We start from the raw sequence: 19,765 nt of genomic DNA on the forward strand, positions 1-19,765 counted from the left end.
GAAGTCAACCTGCAACGATTCCCCTTCCAAAATTGCCAAAAACCCAATGTTTACGGGGTTTTGTCATTTTCAGCGAAACGCATCCTGGCAATCCTCCCAGCCGATCCCGACAGGCGCCGTTTGCGTGACCAGCCACGGCAACGCCGTTTTCACTGCATCCTGTTTCACATTGAAATTGATCACTCCGTGCCGCCACAGCAGCATCAGGGTCAGCACCCGTTGCGCACTTGGGTTGCCCTTGAGTTTGCCGGCACCGTCCTGGGCATCGATGTCCCACAACGCTACCTGCAGACCCTGAGTATTGAAGAAACCTTCGGCATCGGAACGGCGCTGGCCATCGGGCGGACGGAACAGGGGCACGTAGTTCTCCGGCAGCTTGCTTTTGACCAGTTCAGCGCTGCGGCGCACCGAGTCCTGCCAGTCCTGCCAGTGGCTGTGGGAACGGAACTCCCAGCCTTGTACGCCAATGCACTGGCTCGAGTAGGTCGCTTGCAGGTGACTCACCGAATGCTCGGCCAAACGCGCCTGGATGTCCTTGCCGAGGACGAAGAACGTCCCGCTCAGGTTCGACTTGCGCAGGTACTCGGTGACCCAGGCGGTGTTATCCGGCGCGGCGTTGGCGGCGCTGTCGAAGGTCAGCAGAAACAGCCGGTCATGCATCCCCTCGCCACTGCGCTCATAGTCGCCAAAATGATCGACTTCGCTGCTGGTTTGCGGGAACAGCGCGGCCTTGCGCAACTGCTCGTCCAGGTACTGGGTGTGGAACACGCGGCTCGGCTCGGCCCACTTGATGTAGTAGCTGTCTGCGCCGACCTGGAACTTGGCAGCCTGCTCGCGCAAGGTGGGCATGTCTTCGACCAGGAAACAGAAGGAGGCATCCTGGTCGCAGCTCTGTTGGGCGAAGTTGTAGTTGGCCAGCAGCCGTTGCCACATACGCTGGCGAACCCGGTTGACCGACTCCAGATTGATCGTGCGCAGGCCCAGACGCTGGGCCAGGGCGGGCTCATCCAGTGCCTCGCTGGCCAACAGGACGCTGGAAAACATGAGGATCTCAGCTCTGGACGCCACGTCGAACAACGTCGGGCTACCGAGCTTTTCCGGCCAGGTGCTGCGATCGAGCGTCGCCACATCGCCCGGGGCCGCGATGGCGCCGAAGCTCAGTAGCCAGATCGAGATGATAAAAGCGATACGCAATGGGATGTCTCCATAACAAAACCCGCGCGGCACTATAGCTGATAAGGCACCCACTCCTCCTGAGGCATGAATGCTTTCTGTGGCGAGGGAGCTTGTCGGACCGCCGCACCGTCCCGCTGGGCTGCGAAGCAGACCCAAAATGAGCAATCGCATTCTTTCAGGGTAAACGGGTGCACAGGATTTCGACCGCTTCGCGGTCGAGCGGGAGCAAGCTCCCTCGCCACAAAAGCCCGATCCATCAAAAACCGTATTCCACCGGCCATCACCTATGGACGCCATAGCTGGAGTCAACGCCGACAACCCCCTAGAATCGCCGCCACGATTAAAGGAGACGACTTCATGCTGATGGTGATTTCACCCGCCAAGACCCTCGACTATGAAACACCGCCGGCGACCCAGCGCTTCACCCAGCCGCAGTACCTCGACCACTCCCAGGAGTTGATCCTGCAATTGCGCGAGCTGACGCCCGCGCAAATCAGCGAGTTGATGCACGTCTCCGACAAGATCGGCGGGCTCAACGCTGCGCGTTTCGGCAGCTGGACGCCCGCGTTCACCCCGGAAAACGCCAAGCAGGCACTGCTGGCCTTCAAGGGCGACGTGTACACCGGCATGAATGCGCAAACCCTCAGCGAAGCCGATTTCGACTATGCCCAGCAGCATTTGCGCATGTTGTCCGGCCTGTACGGACTGCTGCGCCCGCTGGATCTGATGCAACCTTATCGCCTGGAAATGGGCACCAAGCTGGTCAACGCCCGGGGCAAGGATTTGTATGCCTTCTGGGGCACGCGCATCAGCGAATGGCTGAACGAAGCCCTGGTCGATCAAGGCGATGACGTGCTGCTCAACCTGGCGTCCAACGAGTACTTCTCGGCGGTCAAGCGCAACGCCTTGAACGCGCGCATCATCAATACCGAATTCAAGGACCTGAAGAACGGCCAGTACAAGATCATCAGCTTCTACGCGAAAAAGGCCCGCGGCTTGATGAGTCGCTTCGTCATCGATGAACGCATCAACGACCCGGCCACCCTCAAGCAGTTCGACGTTCAGGGCTATCGCTACAGCACCGAACAATCCAAACCGGACAATCTGGTGTTTCTGCGCGATCACGCACCAGAGTGATGCACCCAGTCGGCGCACGACCTCCACAACTCTCGTGCGCCGACCCTTGATTCACTTCAGCCTTCCCCGCCTTTTCGCCATATTTATGGCGCCAAAAATACATCACCTGATTTTCTAACTTTAGTTTCACTCGACTTCGAACATTTTTTTGCGTAGTGGCACTGACTTTTTTTAACAGTAGTGGCAAAAAAATATCCCGCCCAATGATCCGCCTATATATAAAGGGCGAAACGGCAAGTGCTATCAATTTGAGAGCAGTGCCATCTTTCTCAATATTTCAAGAAATTTCAGATTTGACGATGAGCGGACTGGAACTATGTCCAAACGCGCCGCTCATACCACCGGTAACGATTCTCGCCGAGCGTGTACGAGATAACTTACGCAGATAAGTGAATCATGTAGCGAAGTTGTAACACTGACCTGATCGCTGATTTGGACAACACCAGACTGACAGGAGATAACGCAATATGACTATCCCCTACAAGGCCACGACAGCGCCCCTATAAACGTGCTCCCCCGAGCACCCAACCGCTTGATCCACGGGCTTTCGGCCTGACATCAAGCGTGCAAGGCCGTTGCACCTGCATCCTTCTGACAGGAGGATCGGCTGCATAACAGGGCAAATCATAACAACAAGGCCTAGTTGCGCACACCTTGAGTGCATTTATTTAGACACTCGTAACTTATATGCCAGCACACGGCATTGTTGCGCCTGTAAGGCACACTTGCGAGTGCACTAAAACACGCTGAACACCATTAACTCCGGCCATCTAATGGCTTGATCAATACAGAGGTAATTGCGATGCGCATCAGCATTTTTGGTTTGGGTTACGTTGGCGCAGTATGTGCCGGTTGCCTGTCTGCACGGGGCCATGACGTCGTTGGCGTCGATGTGGCCAAAGACAAGATCGATATGATCAATGCCGGCAAATCGCCGATCGTTGAACCAGGCCTGGGCGAACTTCTGGCACAGGGCATCCAGACCGGTCGCCTGCGTGGCACCACCAACTTCGCCGAGGCGATTCGCGACACCGACCTGTCGATGATCTGCGTGGGCACGCCGAGCAAGAAGAACGGCGATCTGGAACTGAACTACATCGAGGCAGTATGCCGCGAAATCGGTTTTGTCCTGCGTGACAAGACCACCCGCCACACCATCGTGGTGCGCAGCACCGTGCTGCCGGGCACCGTGGCCAACGTGGTCATCCCGATTCTCGAAGACTGCTCCGGCAAGAAGGCCGGCGTTGATTTCGGCGTGGCCGTGAACCCTGAGTTCCTGCGCGAAAGCACCGCAATCGCCGACTACGACCAGCCACCAATGACCGTCATCGGCGAATTCGACAAGGCGTCCGGCGACGTTCTGCAATCGCTGTACGAAGAGCTCGACGCACCGATCATCCGCAAGGACATCGCCGTCGCCGAGATGATCAAGTACACCTGCAACGTGTGGCACGCCACCAAGGTCACCTTCGCCAACGAAATCGGCAACATCGCCAAGGCGGTCGGCGTCGACGGTCGCGAAGTGATGGACGTGGTCTGCCAGGACAAGACCCTCAACCTGTCCCAGTACTACATGCGCCCAGGCTTCGCCTTCGGCGGCTCGTGCCTGCCAAAAGACGTGCGTGCCCTGACCTACCGCGCCGGTTCCCTGGACGTGGAAGCGCCGTTGCTCAACTCGCTGATGCGCAGCAACGAATCCCAGGTGCAGAACGCTTTCGACATCGTTTCCAGCCACGACAAACGCAAAGTCGCCCTGCTGGGCTTGAGCTTCAAGGCCGGCACCGACGACCTGCGCGAAAGCCCGCTGGTTGACCTGGCGGAAATGTTGATCGGCAAGGGCTATGACCTGAGCATCTACGACAGCAACGTCGAGTACGCCCGCGTTCACGGTGCGAACAAGGACTACATCGAGTCGAAGATCCCTCACGTCTCGTCCTTGCTCAACTCCGACTTCGACGCGGTGATCAACAACTCCGACGTGATCATCCTCGGCAACCGTGACGAGAAATTCCGCGCCCTGGTGCATGACGTTCCACACGGCAAGCAGGTGATCGACCTGGTTGGTTTCATGTCCAAGGCCACCAGCACGAATAGCCGGGCCGAAGGTATCTGCTGGTAAAGCAGCCGCAAGCTTCAAGCTCCAAGCCGCAAGTTCAAAGCTCCTCGCTTGGGGCTTGAAGCTTGGGGCTTGCAACTGACTTTAGGATTCCGATTATGCACAGGCTAAAACACGGCCTACTCCAGGCCGCCGGGTGGCTGTTCTACCTGAGTTTATTGATGGGCCTCGCCATGGCGTTGCCCGTGTCCACGTTCGACTCCGAGTCGAAGGACTTCATTTTCCTGATTGGCGCCGTGGGTATCTGGCGCTACTCGATGGGTGCCACGCACTTTGTGCGCGGCATGATTTTTCTGTACATCGTCTACCCGCACCTGCGGCGCAAAGTGCGCAAGCTGGGCAAAGCGGCTGACCCGTCCCACGTGTTCCTGATGGTCACCAGTTTCCGCATCGACGCCCTGACCACCGCGCAGGTCTACAGCTCGGTGATCCGCGAAGCCATCGACTGCGGCCTGCCGACCACCGTGGTTTGCTCCATCGTGGAAATGTCCGATGAGCTGCTGGTGAAAAGCCTGTGGAAACGGATGAACCCGCCGTCCCGGGTCAAGCTCGACTTCGTGCGCATTCCCGGCACCGGCAAGCGCGATGGCCTGGCCTACGGCTTCCGCGCAATCTCCCGGCACCTGCCGGATGATCGCGCCGTGGTCGCGGTGATCGATGGCGATACCGTGCTGGCCGAAGGCGTGGTGCTCAAGACCGTGCCGTGGTTCCAGCTGTTCGGCAACGTCGGTGGCCTGACCACCAACGAGTTCTGCGAAGTGCGCGGCGGCTACATCATGAGCGAATGGCACAAGCTGCGTTTCGCCCAGCGCCACATCAACATGTGTTCGATGGCCTTGTCCAAGCGCGTGCTGACCATGACCGGCCGCATGTCGGTGTTCCGCGCCACCGTGGTCACCAACCCGGACTTCATCGCCGACGTGGAAAGCGACTCGCTGCAACACTGGCGCCTGGGTCGCTTCAAGTTCCTTACCGGCGATGACAAGTCGAGCTGGTTCAGCCTGATGCGCCTGGGCTACGACACGTTCTACGTGCCCGACGCGGCGATCAACACCGTTGAACACCCGCCGGAAAAGAGCTTCATCAAGGCCAGCCGCAAACTGATGTTCCGCTGGTACGGCAACAACCTGCGGCAGAACTCCCGTGCCCTGGGCCTGGGGATCAAACGCCTCGGCGTGTTCACTTCGGTGGTGCTGTTCGACCAGCGCGTATCGATGTGGACCTCGCTGCTGGGCCTGACCGTGGCGTTGATCGCCAGCTTCAAGTACGGCACCGCGTTCATCCTGGTGTACCTGCTGTGGATCGGCATCACCCGGTTCATCCTGACCTTGTTGCTGTCGTGCTCCGGACACCGGATCGGCCCGGCCTACCCGGCGATTCTCTATTACAACCAGATCGTCGGCGCGCTGGTGAAGATCTACGTGTTCTTCCGCCTCGACCAACAGTCCTGGACTCGCCAACCCACGTCTCTGACCCGTGATCTCGCCAGCTTTCAACGTTGGTTCAACACCTGGTCGTCTCGGACCATGACCTTCTCTGCCGGCAGCATTTTTGTCGCCGTGCTGCTGTTGATGGTCTGACCGAACTCGCCTGAATTAACTAGGAAAACGCCCCCTATGAATACCGCCGTCAACGCCAACGTAGTGCATGAATCCGAAGCCCAGCGCCAACACGCCCGAGTGAAAATCCCGGCCAAGTTGCGTTTCTTCGGCCCTGACCGGACACCGGTCGAAGCCCGGGTGATCGACCTGTCCGCCGGTGGCCTGGCGTTCAACGCCGGTCAGTTGCCGCTGAAGATCGGTGACGTGTACAAGGCCCGCCTGCAATTCCTCATCGACAACCTCGGCCTGGCCATAGACGTCGAGTTGCAGGTCCGCTCCTTCGATCGCGAGACCGGACGCGCCGGCTGCCAGTTCCAGAACCTGGAACCACGGGACATCTCGACCCTGCGCCACCTGATCACTTCGCACCTGGCTGGCGACATCGTCAGCGTGGGTGAAATGCTGGCGACCCTGCAGCGCGACAACTTCACCAAAGCGCGCAAGTTGAAGGACGGCGGCCACGGCATGACCGCGTTCGGCCGCATGAAAGCCGTGACCTTCAGCCTGGGGATCTTCGTTGTCGGCGTGGCTGCATTCGGCTTTGTCTTCAAATCGGTGTACGGCATGTACTTCGTCAGCCACGCCCAGGCCGGTCTGGTCAGCGTGCCGGGCGTGAACATCACCATGCCCCGCGACGGCACCGTGCAGAGCCTGGTGAAAGCCGACGGCGTGGCCGCCAAGGGCGCACCGCTGGCAACCTTCAGTACCAGCATGCTCGACGTGCTCAAGGGCCATCTGGACGAAGACCAACTGCAACCGGCCAAGGTTGAAGAACTGTTCGGCAAGCAGATGACCGGCACCCTGACCTCGCCTTGCGACTGCACCGTGGCCCAGCAAATGGTCGCCAACGGTCAGTACGCCAGCAAGGGCGACGTGATCTTCCAACTGGTGCCGCGCAACAGCGAAGCCAATGTTGAAGCGCGCTTCTCCTATCGCCAGTTCGGCGACGTGCGCCCGGGTACTTCGGTGCGCTTCCAGATCGCCGGCGAGGACAAGAGCCGCACCGGCAAGATCGTCAGCAGTACCAGCCTGAAAAGCGCCGATCTGTCTTCGGACATCCGCGTGCTGATCCAGCCGGACGAAACCCTGGACAGCTCCCTCGCCGGCCGCCCGGTGGAAGTGAACAGCGACCGTGGCCCGAACCTGAACTGGCTGATCGACAAAGCCATGGCTGTCGGTCTTTAAGTCGAGGACATGCCTGTGACTACTCCAACCCTCAACACGCCGCCGACCCTGTGGGAGCGAGCTTGCTCGCGATGGGATCGACGCGGTCTGTCTGATGCACCGAGTCGCCTGCATCGCGAGCAGGCTCGCTCCTACATGGGTCCGCTGTGTGCCGTTGCATTGGCGGTGAGCCTGGCCGGTTGCGCCGGCCTGCCCGACCAGCGCCTGGCCAACGAAGCGCTCAAACGTGGCGATACCGCCACCGCAGCGCAGAACTACCGGCAACTGGCAGACCTGGGCTACAGCGAAGCGCAGGTCGGTCTGGCCGATATCCAGGTCGACAGCCGTGACCCGGCGCAGATGAAACAGGCCGAGGCGACTTACCGCGCCGCAGCCAGCGTTTCGCCGCGCGCCCAGGCGCGCCTCGGTCGCCTGCTGGTGGCCAAGCCCGGTTCCACCGAAGCGGAACAACACGAAGCCGAAACCCTGTTGAAAAAAGCCGCCGCCGCAGGCGAAGGCAACACGCTGATCCCGTTGGCGATGCTGTACCTGCAATACCCGCACAGCTTTCCCAACGTGAATGCGCAGCAGCAGATCAGCCAATGGCGTGCCGAGAACAAACCGGAAGCGGGTTTGGCACAGGTGCTGCTCTATCGCACCCAGGGCACCTACGACCAGCATCTGGATGATGTGGAAAAAATCTGCAAGGCCGCGCTCAACACCAGCGACATCTGCTACGTCGAACTGGCCACGGTCTATCAGAAACAGGCCAAGCCAGAGCAACAGGCCGAGCTGATCAAGCAGATGCAAGCGGCGCACGCCCGCGGCAGCGTTTCGGCGCAGCGCGTCGACAGCGTCGCCCGTGTGCTTGCCGATGCCTCCCTGGGCAAGACTGACGAGAAAACCGCGCAGTCGCTGCTCGAACCGATCGCACCGGGCTATCCGGCGTCGTGGGTCACCCTCGCGCAATTGCTCTACGACTTCCCCGAACTGGGCGACGTCGACCAGATGATGAAGTACCTGGACAACGGTCGCGCCGCCGACCAGCCCCGCGCCGAACTGTTGCTGGGCAAGCTCTACTTCGAAGGCAAACTGGTGCCGGCTGATGCCAAGGTAGCCGAGGCGCATTTCCAGAAAGCCGTCGGCCGCGAAGTCGCTGCCGATTACTACCTCGGCCAGATCTATCGCCGTGGCTACTTGGGCAAGGTCTATCCGCAGAAGGCCCTCGACCATCTGTTGACCGCTGCGCGCAACGGCCAGAACAGCGCCGACTTCGCCATTGCCCAACTGTTTTCCCAAGGCAAGGGCACCAAGCCTGATCCGCTGAACGCCTACGTCTTCAGCCAACTGGCCCTGGCCCAGAACACTCCGCAAGCCACCGAGCTTGCGCAAACAATCCAAACGCAATTGCCGCCCGACCGGTTGGCCGAAGCCCAACGCCTGTTGAAACAAGAACAGGCCGTGCGCGGTGCCCTGAGCCCGAACACGCCGGAATTGCACACCCTGCAAGAAGAAGTCAGCGAGGAATCCCAATGAAGTTGAATCCATTCATGAAGGCCGGCATTGGCCTGACATTCGCGCTGATCTGGTCTTGCCCGACGCTTGCTGCGATGACTGAAGAAACCAAGAACTTTGGCCTGGAAGTGAAGGTTACCGGCCAATCCGAAGACGACAGTGACCTCGGTACCCAGAGCGGTGGCGACGTCAACGGCGTCGGCCTCGACTTGCGTCCATGGATCTATGGCGAAAGCGGCGCGTGGAGCGCCTATGCCATGGGGCAAGCCGTGACGGCCACCGACATCATCGAGACGGACACCTTGCAAGGGACCGCCAGTGATGGCACCACGCCCACCGACAACGGTGATCGCAAGACCAAGAAAAACTACCTGGCCATGCGCGAATTCTGGGTCGGCTACAGCGGACTCACGCCGTATCCGGGCGAGCAGTTGAAGCTCGGTCGCCAACGTCTGCACAACGCCGACGGCCAATGGCGCGACACCAACATCGAAGCCCTGAACTGGACGTTCGACACAACCCTCTTGCGCGCCAACGTCGGGGTCGCCGAACGTTTCAGCGAGTACCGCACCGACCTCACGGAACTCGCCCCGAAAGACAAGGATCGCCTGCACGCCTACGCCGATGCTTCGTATCAGTGGACACCGGGCAACTGGGTCGGTATTCGCGGTCATCATACCCACGACAACGGCAAGCTCGACTACCCGGAACCGGGCGTGCCGGCCGATTCGCTGGACAAGAAACAGAACGGTGACATCAGCTGGATCGGCCTGACCGCCGACAGCGACGCCTATAACTGGCGCAATACCAACACGGTCAATTACTGGGGCAGCATCACCGGCATGAGCGGTGACATCGACAAGGTCAACCCGCTGAACGCCGATGGTACGTCGCCGGCCGAAGCCAAGCGCGGTGAAAACCTCAACGGCTGGGCCACCGATATCGGCGTGCGTCTGCGCCTCGACCCGCAATGGCAAGTCGGTGCCGCCTATGCCCGAGCCAGCGCTGAGTACGAACAGAACGGCCTGGAAAGCAACCGCTCGAACTACACCGGTACGCGCTCGCGGGTTCACCGTTTCGGCGAAGCCTTCCGTGGCGAAATGCAAAACATGCAGACCGCGACTTTGTTCGGCTCGTGGATGCTCAACGACGAATACGACGCCAGCCTGATCTACCACAAATTCTGGCGCGTCGACGGCAACAAGCCGATCGGCAGCAATGGCATCAACGCGGTCGAAAACAACACCGATGACGCCACCGGCGCCATTCTTTCCACCACGTCCCTGCCGCTGAACGATGGCGAAAAAGACCTCGGTCAGGAGATGGACCTGGTGGTCACCAAGTACTTCAAGCAAGGCCTGTTGCCGGCGGCGTTGAGCCAGTCGATCGATGAGCCTTCGGCCCTGGTGCGCTTCCGTGGCGGCGTGTTCAAGCCGGGCGATGCCTATGGCAGTCAGGTCGATTCGTACATGCACCGCGCGTTCATCGACGTGATCTGGCGCTTCTGATGCACATTGCGAAGGGAGTCTCCCAGATGAATCATCCAGCCCGAAAAGGCTCGATCAGCCTGTTGGCCGGCGCGATGCTGCTGGCCAGCATGACTGCCTTCGCCAACGTGGAGCCGGCGAAGCCGGCAACCACGGCCAAGGAACTGCAACAGGCCAAGACCTACACCGTCAGCAGCGCACCGACCGCGCCGCTGGAACTGGCCACGCCGAAGCTGCCGGACGTTTCCGGCTACACAGCCGAAGCCATCGCCGCAAAAATCGTGCGCAGCAAACCGGGCAAGATCAGCCTGCGCCGGATGATGCAGGAAGACGCCCTGAAGGACTTCATCGGTGGCGATAACAAGATGGCCGAGTGGGTGGTGCGTCAGCACGGCATCCCCCAGGCGATCTTCGTCGACGACGGCTACATGAACCTCAAGGACCTGGCGAAGAAGCTGCCCAAGCAGTACTTCAGCGAAACCTCGCCGGGTGTGTTCCTCTCCCGGTTGCCGATCGTGGTCGGTCGTCACGGCATTCTGGAAATCGACAAGCAGACCCAGGAACTGCGCCTGTCCCAGGAGGCCGGTGCGTTCCTGGTCAACGACGGCCAGTTGTTCGTGCGCGACACCAAAATCACCGGCTGGCGCGAGAAGGACAATGGCCCGGCGACGTTCACCTCGCCCAAGGAATTCCGTCCGTTCCTGCTGTCCTGGGGCGGCACCGAGACCTACATCGCCAACAGCAAGATCGCCAGTTTCGGCTACGCCAACAGTAAGTCCTACGGCGTGAGTATTTCCCAATACACGCCGAACATGGCCAAGGTGCTCAAGCGTCCTGAGCCGACCGGCTGGATCGTCGGCTCCGAATTCTCGGACATGTGGTACGGCTTCTACTGCTATGAAACCCGCGACTTCGTGGTCAAGGGCAACACCTACAAAGACAACATCGTCTACGGCATCGACCCACACGACCGCTCCCACGGCCTGATCATTGCCGACAACACGGTGTTTGGTACGAAGAAGAAGCACGGGATCATTATTTCCCGTGAGGTCAACGACAGCTTCATCTTCAACAACCGCAGCTACGACAACCACCTCTCGGGGCTGGTGATCGACCGTAACAGCGTCAACAACCTGATTGCCCACAACGAGATCTACCAGAACCACACCGACGGCATCACCCTCTACGAGAGTGCCGACAACCTGCTGTGGGGCAACCGCGTGTTGAGCAACAAGCGCCACGGCATCCGCATTCGTAACAGCGTGAACATTCGCCTGTACGAAAACGTCGCCATGGCCAACGGCCTGACCGGTGTCTACGGGCACATCAAGGACCTGAGCAACACCGACCGTGACATCAAGCTCGACCCGTTCGACGCCCAGGTATCGCTGATCGTGGTCGGCGGTGAATTGGCGGCCAACGGCAGCGGGCCGCTGTCCATCGACTCGCCGCTGAGTGTCGAGCTGTATCGCGTGTCGATGCTCGCGCCAGCCAAGGCCAGCGGCATCAGCTTCACCGGCATCCTCGGCGAGCGCCAGGATGAAATTCTCGACCTGCTGGTACGCCAGCAGAAAGCCGTGCTGATCGACCCCGTCGAACGCCAGACCGAAATGCGGGACTGAGGATAATCTTATGCACCCACACTTGATCAAATTACTCAGCCTGTCGGCCCTGACCGCCGGCATTCTCGCGGCCAGCGGCGGTGTTCGCGCCGACGAAATCAAAGCGCCGAACTTCACCGCAGAACCGTGCTGCAGCCTGTGCCCGGCTGCTCACGATCCGAAGAACTACACCACCCGTTATCAGCAGAACTTCACCACGCTGGTGCAGGCCCAGGGCGACTGGCTGTTCCGGACCCAGGAAGACCTGCGCACCGAATTCGACACCACGCCCGCCGGCTACAAACGCATGAAACAACTGCACGATGCGTTCAAGAGCAAAGGCGTGGAACTGGTTGTCGTGTACCAGCCGACCCGTGGCCTGGTGAACCGCAACAAGCTCAACCCGGCGGAGAAAGCCAGCTTCGACTTCGACAAGGCGCTGCAGAACTACAAATCCATGCTCGGTCGTTTCGCGCAGATGGGCTACGTCGTTCCGGACCTGTCGCCACTGACCAACGAGTCGTTGCCCGACACCCTGCCCGCCCACGATTTCTACTTCCGTGGCGACCAGCACTGGACCCCGTACGGTGCCCAGCGCACGGCGAAAATCGTCGCCGAGAAGGTCAAGCAGCTGCCTGAATTCGCCGACATTCCCAAGCGCGAATTCGAGACCAAAAAGTCGGGTCGCATGGGCAAGACCGGAACCTTGCACAACATGGCCGGTCAACTCTGTGGCACCAGCTACGCAATCCAGTACATGGATCAGTTCACCACCGAGCCGAAGGGCGAAGCGGGCGACGGCGATCTGTTCGGCGACTCCGGCAACCCGCAAATCACCCTCGTGGGTACCTCCCACAGCGGCAAGAACTACAACTTCGCCGGCTTCCTCGAAGAGGCCATCGGCGCCGACATTCTCAACGTGGCGTTCCCCGGCGGCGGCCTGGAAGGTTCGATGCTGCAGTACCTGGGCAGCGACGAGTTCCAGAAGAACCCGCCGAAGATTCTCATCTGGGAATTCTCGCCGCTGTACCGCCTCGACCAGGAAACCATCTACCGCCAGATGATGGCGCTGCTGGACAACGGTTGCGAAGGCAAGGATGCACAGATGTCCGGCAGCGCCACACTCAAGCCGGGCAAAAACGAGTTGATGGTCAACAGCAAGAACATGGACCTGCGCAATGGTAGCCACCAGGTCGACATCCGTTTCGCCGACACCTCGGTGAAAACCCTGCAAGCCACCCTCTGGTACATGAACGGTCGCCACGAGGACATCAAGATCGACAAACCGGAAACCTCCGAGACTGACGGGCGTTTCGCTTTCGAGTTGCGCACGGACGAAGACTGGGCCTCGCAGAACCTGCTGGCCGTTGAAGTCCAGGGCCCTGAAGCCGGTGCCGCGCCACAGAAAGTCGAAGCGAAAATCTGCAAACGCAACGTATTCCCGGGCGCCGAACAGCGTACTGCTTCGGTCGGGCAATGAGGTCTGCTATGCGCTATCCGAAATTTTCAACACTGTTGGCACCGACGCTCATGAGCTTGGCGATGTTCGCCGGAGCCACGCAAGCGGCTGCGCCACTGCGTCCACCCCAGGGCTATTTTGCGCCTGTGGATAAATTCAAGACGGGCGACAACAGCGAAGGCTGCGATGCGATGCCGACGCCGTACACCGGCTCGTTGCAATTTCGCAGCAAGTACGAAGGTTCGGACAAGGCCCGCGCGACCCTGAATGTGCAGTCGGAAAAAGCCTTCCGCGAAAGCACCGCCGACATCACCAAGATCGAGCGCGGCACCAGCAAGCGCGTGATGCAATTCATGCGTGACGGTCGTCCGGAACAGCTGGAATGCACATTGAGCTGGCTGACGGCCTGGGCCCAGGCTGACGCGCTGATGTCCAAGGACTTCAACCACACCGGCAAGTCGATGCGCAAATGGGCGCTGGGCAGTATGGCTTCGGCGTACATCCGCCTGAAATTTTCCGACTCTCACCCGCTGGCCACCCATCAACAGGAAGCGCAAGTGATCGAAGCCTGGTTCAGCAAGATGGCCGACCAGGTGGTCAGCGATTGGGACAACCTGCCGCTCGACCAGACCAACAACCACTCGTACTGGGCCGCCTGGTCAGTGATGGCCACCTCCGTCGCCACCAACCGCCGCGACCTGTTCGACTGGGCAGTGAAGGAATACAAGGTCGGCGCCAATCAGGTCGACGCCGACGGCTACCTGCCCAACGAACTCAAGCGTCAGCAACGGGCACTGGCCTACCACAACTACGCCCTGCCGCCGCTGGCGATGATCGCCAGTTTCGCCCAGGTCAATGGTGTGGATCTGCGTCAGGAAAACAATGGCGCACTCAAACGCCTGGGTGACCGGGTGCTGTCCGGGGTGAAAGACCCGGATGAGTTCGAGGAAAAGAACGGCAAGGAACAGGACATGACCGACCTGAAAGAGGACATGAAATTCGCCTGGCTCGAACCGTTCTGCTCGCTCTACACCTGCTCGCCCGAGGTGCTGGCGAAGAAGCACAAGATGCAACCGTTCAAGACCTTCCGCCTTGGCGGTGACCTGACCAAGGTTTACGACCCGGCGAACGAGAAGGGCAGCAAGGGTTCTTGAGGCTGGCTGTATTCCCTTGTGGCGAGGGAGCTTGCTCCCGCTCGGCTGCGAAGCAGTCGTAACCCAGTGAACGCGGATTGACTGATACACCGCGTCATCAGGTTTTAGGGGCGCTTCGCACCCCAGCGGGAGCAAGCTCCCTCGCCACAGGTAAGTGCGCAGCATGCAATACATCCTCCGGATTTTCTGTGGGGGGTTTGGGGGGGCCGTTGGCCCTTGACTGTTGGTTCAAACAAGGAGAGATCGGGATGGTTTTTTCGTCCAACGTGTTCCTGTTTTTGTTCTTGCCGATCTTCCTCGGCTTGTACTACCTGAGCGGGCAACGCTATCGCAATTTGCTGCTGCTGATTGCCAGTTACGTGTTCTACGCCTGGTGGCGTGTGGACTTCCTCGCGCTGTTCGCCGGCGTCACGCTGTGGAACTACTGGATCGGCCTGAAAGTCGGTGCCGCCGGGGTCAAGACCAAACCGGCGCAGCGCTGGCTGCTGCTCGGCGTGGCCGTCGACCTGTGCATCCTCGGCTACTTCAAGTACGCCAACTTCGGTGTCGACAGCATCAACGCGATGATGACGTCGGTGGGTCTTTCGCCATTCATCCTGACTCACGTGCTGCTGCCGATCGGGATCTCGTTCTACGTCTTCGAGTCCATCAGCTACATCATCGACGTCTACCGTGGCGACACGCCGGCGACCCGCAACCTGATCGACTTCGCGGCGTTCGTGGCGATCTTCCCGCACTTGATCGCCGGCCCCGTGTTGCGTTTCCGCGACCTGGCCGACCAGTTCAACAACCGCACCCACACCCTCGACAAGTTCTCCGAGGGCTGCACGCGGTTCATGCAGGGTTTCATCAAGAAAGTCTTCATCGCCGACACCCTGGCGGTGGTGGCCGACCACTGCTTCGCCCTGCAAAACCCGACCACGGGCGATGCCTGGCTTGGCGCGCTGGCGTACACCGCGCAGCTGTATTTCGACTTCTCCGGTTACAGCGACATGGCCATCGGCCTGGGCCTGATGATGGGTTTCCGCTTTATGGAAAACTTCAAGCAGCCGTATGTCAGCCAGTCGATCACCGAGTTCTGGCGGCGCTGGCACATCAGCCTGTCGACCTGGCTGCGTGACTATCTGTACATCACCCTCGGCGGTAACCGTAAGGGCACGCTGATGACCTATCGCAACCTGTTCCTGACCATGCTGCTCGGTGGTCTGTGGCACGGCGCGAACATCACCTACATCGTCTGGGGTGCGTGGCACGGCATGTGGCTGGCGATTGAAAAAGCCATTGGCCTGAACACTTCTCCACGTAGCTTCAACCCGATCCGCTGGGCACTGACCTTCCTGCTGGTGGTGATGGGCTGGGTGATCTTCCGTGCGGAAAACCTGCACGTCGCCGGGCGCATGTACGGCGCGATGTTCAGCTTCGGCGACTGGTCGCTGTCGGAACTCAACCAGGCCAACCTCACCGGCCTGCAAGTGGCGACCCTGATCGTGGCCTACGTGACCCTGGCGTTCTTCGGCCTGCGGGATTTCTACACCAATCAGCCTCCGGTCAAGACCAAGCCTGCAGTGAACGTCGATTCTGATGGTCCGGCTGCTGCGACACCGGGAACGATCAAGGCGGTGCCTGGGGATAACCCGGCGAGCATCCACCAGCCTGGCTACACCGTCGGCGTCGAAGCCCAGGTGCAACCGGCCTACTGGACCGCTAACTGGTCGCGCTACGTGATGCGTGCGCTGGTGCTGCTGCTGTTCATCGCCTCGATTCTCAAACTCTCGGCGCAAAGCTTCTCGCCGTTCCTTTACTTCCAGTTCTGAGGGATCTGACCATGACCCGCTCATTACGCATCTTCTACATCGCGCTGTTCCTGGTGACCCTGCTGGTGCTCGGTCTGTGGTCGGTGCGCAGCTTCTTCGGCTTCAGCACCAACGCCGATGCGACGGTGCTCAACGGTCGCTGGACCAAGGCCGTGGAAACGCACTACGACGACGAGTTCCCGATCAAGCGCCTGGGCACCAACCTCTGGGCCGCGCTGGATTTCAAACTGTTCAACGAAGGTCGTCCGGGCGTGGTGCTCGGTCGCGACCAATGGTTGTACAGCGATGAAGAGTTCCACCCGGTGGTCAACGAAGAGCTGAACCTGCAAGGCAACTACGCGCTGGTCGAAGGCGTACGCCAGACCTTGAAGGAAAAAGGCGTGCAACTGGTGATGGCGGTGGTGCCGGCCAAGGTGCGCCTGTACCCGGAACACCTCGGTGAAGTGAAACCGGCGAGCATCCACGCCAACCTCTACAAGGACTTCCACCAGCGCCTGGCCGCCGACCGGATTCCGGCCCCTGACCTGCTCGGCCCGCTGCAACAGGCCAAGCAGGATGGCCAACAAGTGTTCCTGCGCACCGACACCCACTGGACGCCACAAGGCGCCGAGATCGCCGCCAACCGTCTGGCCAAAACCATCGCCGACAAGTACCCGCTGAGCGGCGAGCCGCAGCGTTTCGTCACCGAACCTGCGGAGACCATTACGCACAAGGGCGACCTGCGTCTGTTCCTGCCACTGGACCCGCTGTTCGAAAACCTGATGCCCAAGCAAGAAACCTTGCAGAAGCGCAATACGGTCGCGGCTGAAGATCAGCCCGCCGGCGACGACGCGCTGTTCGCCAACGCCGAAGTGCCGGTGGCCCTGATCGGCACCAGCTATAGCGCCAACCCCAACTGGAACTTCGTCGGTGCGCTCAAGCAAGCGCTGAACAGCGACGTGGTCAATTACGCCGAAGACGGCCACGGCCCGATTCTGCCGATGCTCAGCTACCTCAAGAGCGATGCCTTCAAGAACAGCCCGCCGCAGGTGCTGATCTGGGAGTTCCCTGAACGATATCTGCCTGTGAACAACGAAATCGGCGACGCCGACCCGCAGTGGGTCGCAGAGCTTAAACAAGCCGGCGCGCGCCAACAAAACGTAGCCATCAACAACAAATCCGAGACGCCCGACCGGGCGCAAAACTGAAAGAGAGGTACACCATGACTTTCACTACAACTCCTCGTCGTCTCGCTAAAAGCTTTGCCCTGGTTGCCGGCCTCAGCGTGCTGTCGGTACAGGCATTCGCCGGTGGCGACGCCGCCCTGTACGGCCCGACCGCACCGAAAGGCTCGACCTTCGTGCGTATCTACAACGCGAGCAACTCCGAAGTCAGCGCCACCGTCGGCAGCACCAACCTGAGCGATGTCGCGCCACTGTCGAGCAGTGACTTCAGCTTCATGCCGGGCGGCGACTACAGCGCCAAGGTCGGTAGCCAGAGCCTGCCGGTGAAACTGGCCGGCGACCACTATTACACCCTGGTCAACAACGCCAGCGGCGCACCGCAACTGATCGAGGAGCCGCCGTTCAAGAACAAGCAGAAGTCCCTGGTACGCGTGCAAAACCTCAGCGACAAGGCGCTGACCCTGAAGACCGCCGATGGCAAGACCGACGTGGTGCCGAACGTTGCGCCCAAGGGTCGCGGCGAGCGTGAAATCAACCCGGTGAAAGTCAGCCTGGCCTTGTACGACGGCACCACCAAAGTCGGCGACGTGAAACCGGTCGCCCTGGAACGCGGTGAAGCCGCGGTGCTGTACGTCACCGGCAGCGGCAGCAGCCTGTCGCCGGTCTGGGTGAAACGCCCGGTATCGACGCGCTAACAATTTTCCGGACTGACCCATGTCCCCTGTAGGAGCGAGCTTGCTCGCGATGAACTCAAGGGCACCGCGTTTCTTCTGGTGCCCAACATCATCGTTAGCCTCCATCGCGAGCAAGCTCGCTCCTACAAAGGCCAGCCCGGACACGAAACAAAAACAAGAGTGAAACGACAGAACGCAGTAGCTCTAACCAATCGATATTCAAGGAGTAACAACATGATTCCGGTGATCTTGTCAGGTGGTAGCGGCTCACGTCTTTGGCCGCTTTCCCGCAAACAATTCCCTAAGCAGTTCCTGGCCCTGACCGGCGAACACACCCTGTTCCAGCAAACCCTGGAACGCCTGGTGTTCGAAGGCATGGACTCGCCAATCGTGGTCTGCAACAAGGACCACCGCTTCATCGTCAACGAGCAGTTGGCCAATCGCAAACTGGAAACCCAGCGCATCCTGATGGAACCGTTCGGCCGCAACACCGCGCCGGCCGTGGCCCTGACTGCGATGATGCTGGTCAGTGAAGGTCGCGACGAGCTGATGCTGGTACTGCCGGCCGACCACGTGCTGGAAGACCAGAAAGCCCTGCAGCGCGCCCTGGCCCTGGCCACCGTCGCCGCCGAAAACGGTGAAATGGTGCTGTTCGGCGTGCCGGCCACCAAGCCGGAAACCGGTTATGGCTACATCAAGTCGACCAACGACTCGCTGCTGCCTGAAGGCGTCAGCCGCGTCTCGCACTTCGTCGAAAAACCCGACGTGAAGCGCGCCACCGAGTTCGTCCAGTCCGGCGGTTACTTCTGGAACAGCGGCATGTTCCTGTTCCGCGCCAGCCGCTTCCTCGAAGAGCTGAAGAAGCACGACCCGGACATCTACGACACCTGCCTGCTGACCCTGGAACGCAGCCATCAGGATGCCGACACCATCACCTTCGACGAAGCCACCTTCGCCTGCTGCCCGGACAATTCCATCGACTACTCGGTGATGGAAAAAACCCAACGCGCCTGCGTCGTGCCGCTGACCGCGGGCTGGAGCGATGTCGGCTGCTGGTCGTCGCTGTGGGAAGTGAATGCAAAAGACGCCAACGGCAACGTCACCAAAGGCGACGTGGTGATCCAGGACAGCAAAAACTGCATGATCCACGGCAACGGCAAACTGGTGTCGGTGATCGGCCTGGAAAACATCGTCGTGGTGGAAACCAAGGACGCCATGATGATCGCCCACAAGGACAAGGTCCAAGGCGTGAAGCAGATGGTCAACACCCTCAACGAACAGGGCCGCAGCGAAACCCAGAACCACTGCGAGGTCTACCGTCCGTGGGGCTCCTACGACTCGGTGGACATGGGCGGGCGCTTCCAGGTCAAGCACATTTCGGTCAAACCGGGCGCTTGCCTGTCGCTGCAGATGCACCACCACCGCGCCGAGCACTGGATCGTGGTCAGCGGCACCGCCGAGGTGACTTGCGATGAAAACGTGTTCCTGCTGACCGAGAACCAGTCGACCTACATTCCGATTGCTTCGGTGCATCGCCTGCGTAACCCGGGGAAGATCCCGCTGGAGATCATCGAGGTGCAGTCGGGGAGCTATCTGGGTGAGGACGATATCGAGCGGTTTGAGGATATTTACGGGCGGTCGACGCCGGTTGGGCGTGGCGTATCGGTGAAAACCATCGCGCAGTAACGTTCAGTAAAACAAGAA

The 19,765-nt window shown here is 60.2% G+C and carries 14 protein-coding genes; 13 read left to right on the forward strand and 1 reads right to left on the reverse strand.

The features are described 5' to 3' along the window. Nucleotides 1–69 precede the first annotated feature (69 nt). On the reverse strand, nucleotides 70–1,194 hold the full coding sequence (locus tag AC3ITY_RS27340) for a polysaccharide deacetylase family protein (RefSeq protein ID WP_489306097.1): 1,125 nt from the start codon (nucleotides 1,192–1,194) through the stop codon (nucleotides 70–72). Between the two features lie 339 nt (nucleotides 1,195–1,533). Between AC3ITY_RS27340 and yaaA the strand changes: the two genes are divergently transcribed. The 13 genes from yaaA to AC3ITY_RS27405 all read left to right on the forward strand — a co-directional run bounded on the left by yaaA (nucleotide 1,534) and on the right by AC3ITY_RS27405 (nucleotide 19,747). Next, nucleotides 1,534–2,313, forward strand: coding sequence for a peroxide stress protein YaaA (gene yaaA, locus AC3ITY_RS27345; protein WP_489306098.1), 780 nt, complete (start codon nucleotides 1,534–1,536; stop codon nucleotides 2,311–2,313). Between the two features lie 802 nt (nucleotides 2,314–3,115). Next, on the forward strand, nucleotides 3,116–4,432 hold the full coding sequence (locus AC3ITY_RS27350; protein ID WP_489306099.1) for a nucleotide sugar dehydrogenase: 1,317 nt from the start codon (nucleotides 3,116–3,118) through the stop codon (nucleotides 4,430–4,432). 95 nt (nucleotides 4,433–4,527) lie between these two features. After that, on the forward strand, nucleotides 4,528–6,009 hold the full coding sequence (alg8, locus tag AC3ITY_RS27355) for a mannuronan synthase (protein ID WP_489306100.1): 1,482 nt from the start codon (nucleotides 4,528–4,530) through the stop codon (nucleotides 6,007–6,009). Nucleotides 6,010–6,045: 36 nt separating this feature from the next. Next, complete coding sequence (locus AC3ITY_RS27360; RefSeq protein ID WP_489306101.1) at nucleotides 6,046–7,215, forward strand: PilZ domain-containing protein; 1,170 nt, start codon at nucleotides 6,046–6,048, stop codon at nucleotides 7,213–7,215. A 15-nt stretch (nucleotides 7,216–7,230) separates the two neighbouring features. After that, nucleotides 7,231–8,730, forward strand: coding sequence for an alginate biosynthesis TPR repeat lipoprotein AlgK (algK, locus tag AC3ITY_RS27365; RefSeq protein WP_489306102.1), 1,500 nt, complete (start codon nucleotides 7,231–7,233; stop codon nucleotides 8,728–8,730). Continuing rightward, a complete protein-coding gene (locus AC3ITY_RS27370) occupies nucleotides 8,727–10,217 on the forward strand; it encodes an alginate export family protein (protein ID WP_489306103.1) in 1,491 nt (496 codons plus the stop codon). Before algK ends, AC3ITY_RS27370 begins: the two co-directional genes overlap by 4 nt. 26 nt (nucleotides 10,218–10,243) lie before the next feature. Beyond that, the gene (algG, locus tag AC3ITY_RS27375; RefSeq protein ID WP_489306104.1) at nucleotides 10,244–11,818 is read left to right on the forward strand and encodes a mannuronan 5-epimerase AlgG; all 1,575 of its coding nucleotides are present in this window, start codon (nucleotides 10,244–10,246) and stop codon (nucleotides 11,816–11,818) included. A gap of 10 nt (nucleotides 11,819–11,828) precedes the next feature. After that, on the forward strand, nucleotides 11,829–13,277 hold the full coding sequence (locus tag AC3ITY_RS27380) for an alginate O-acetyltransferase (protein WP_489306105.1): 1,449 nt from the start codon (nucleotides 11,829–11,831) through the stop codon (nucleotides 13,275–13,277). 8 nt (nucleotides 13,278–13,285) lie between these two features. Then, entirely contained in the window at nucleotides 13,286–14,410 is a 1,125-nt protein-coding gene (locus AC3ITY_RS27385; RefSeq protein ID WP_489306106.1) for a mannuronate-specific alginate lyase, read from the forward strand. Between the two features lie 248 nt (nucleotides 14,411–14,658). Then, nucleotides 14,659–16,224, forward strand: coding sequence for an MBOAT family O-acyltransferase (locus AC3ITY_RS27390; RefSeq protein ID WP_489306107.1), 1,566 nt, complete (start codon nucleotides 14,659–14,661; stop codon nucleotides 16,222–16,224). An 11-nt stretch (nucleotides 16,225–16,235) separates the two neighbouring features. Beyond that, nucleotides 16,236–17,411, forward strand: a complete 1,176-nt coding sequence (locus tag AC3ITY_RS27395; protein ID WP_489306108.1) for an alginate O-acetyltransferase — start codon at nucleotides 16,236–16,238, stop codon at nucleotides 17,409–17,411. A gap of 14 nt (nucleotides 17,412–17,425) precedes the next feature. Then, nucleotides 17,426–18,082, forward strand: coding sequence for an alginate O-acetyltransferase AlgF (locus tag AC3ITY_RS27400; RefSeq protein ID WP_223459775.1), 657 nt, complete (start codon nucleotides 17,426–17,428; stop codon nucleotides 18,080–18,082). 213 nt (nucleotides 18,083–18,295) lie between these two features. Next, nucleotides 18,296–19,747, forward strand: a complete 1,452-nt coding sequence (locus tag AC3ITY_RS27405; protein WP_489306109.1) for a mannose-1-phosphate guanylyltransferase/mannose-6-phosphate isomerase — start codon at nucleotides 18,296–18,298, stop codon at nucleotides 19,745–19,747. Nucleotides 19,748–19,765: the final 18 nt, after the last annotated feature.

It is taken from the genome of Pseudomonas sp. GL_091, assembly GCF_057837725.1.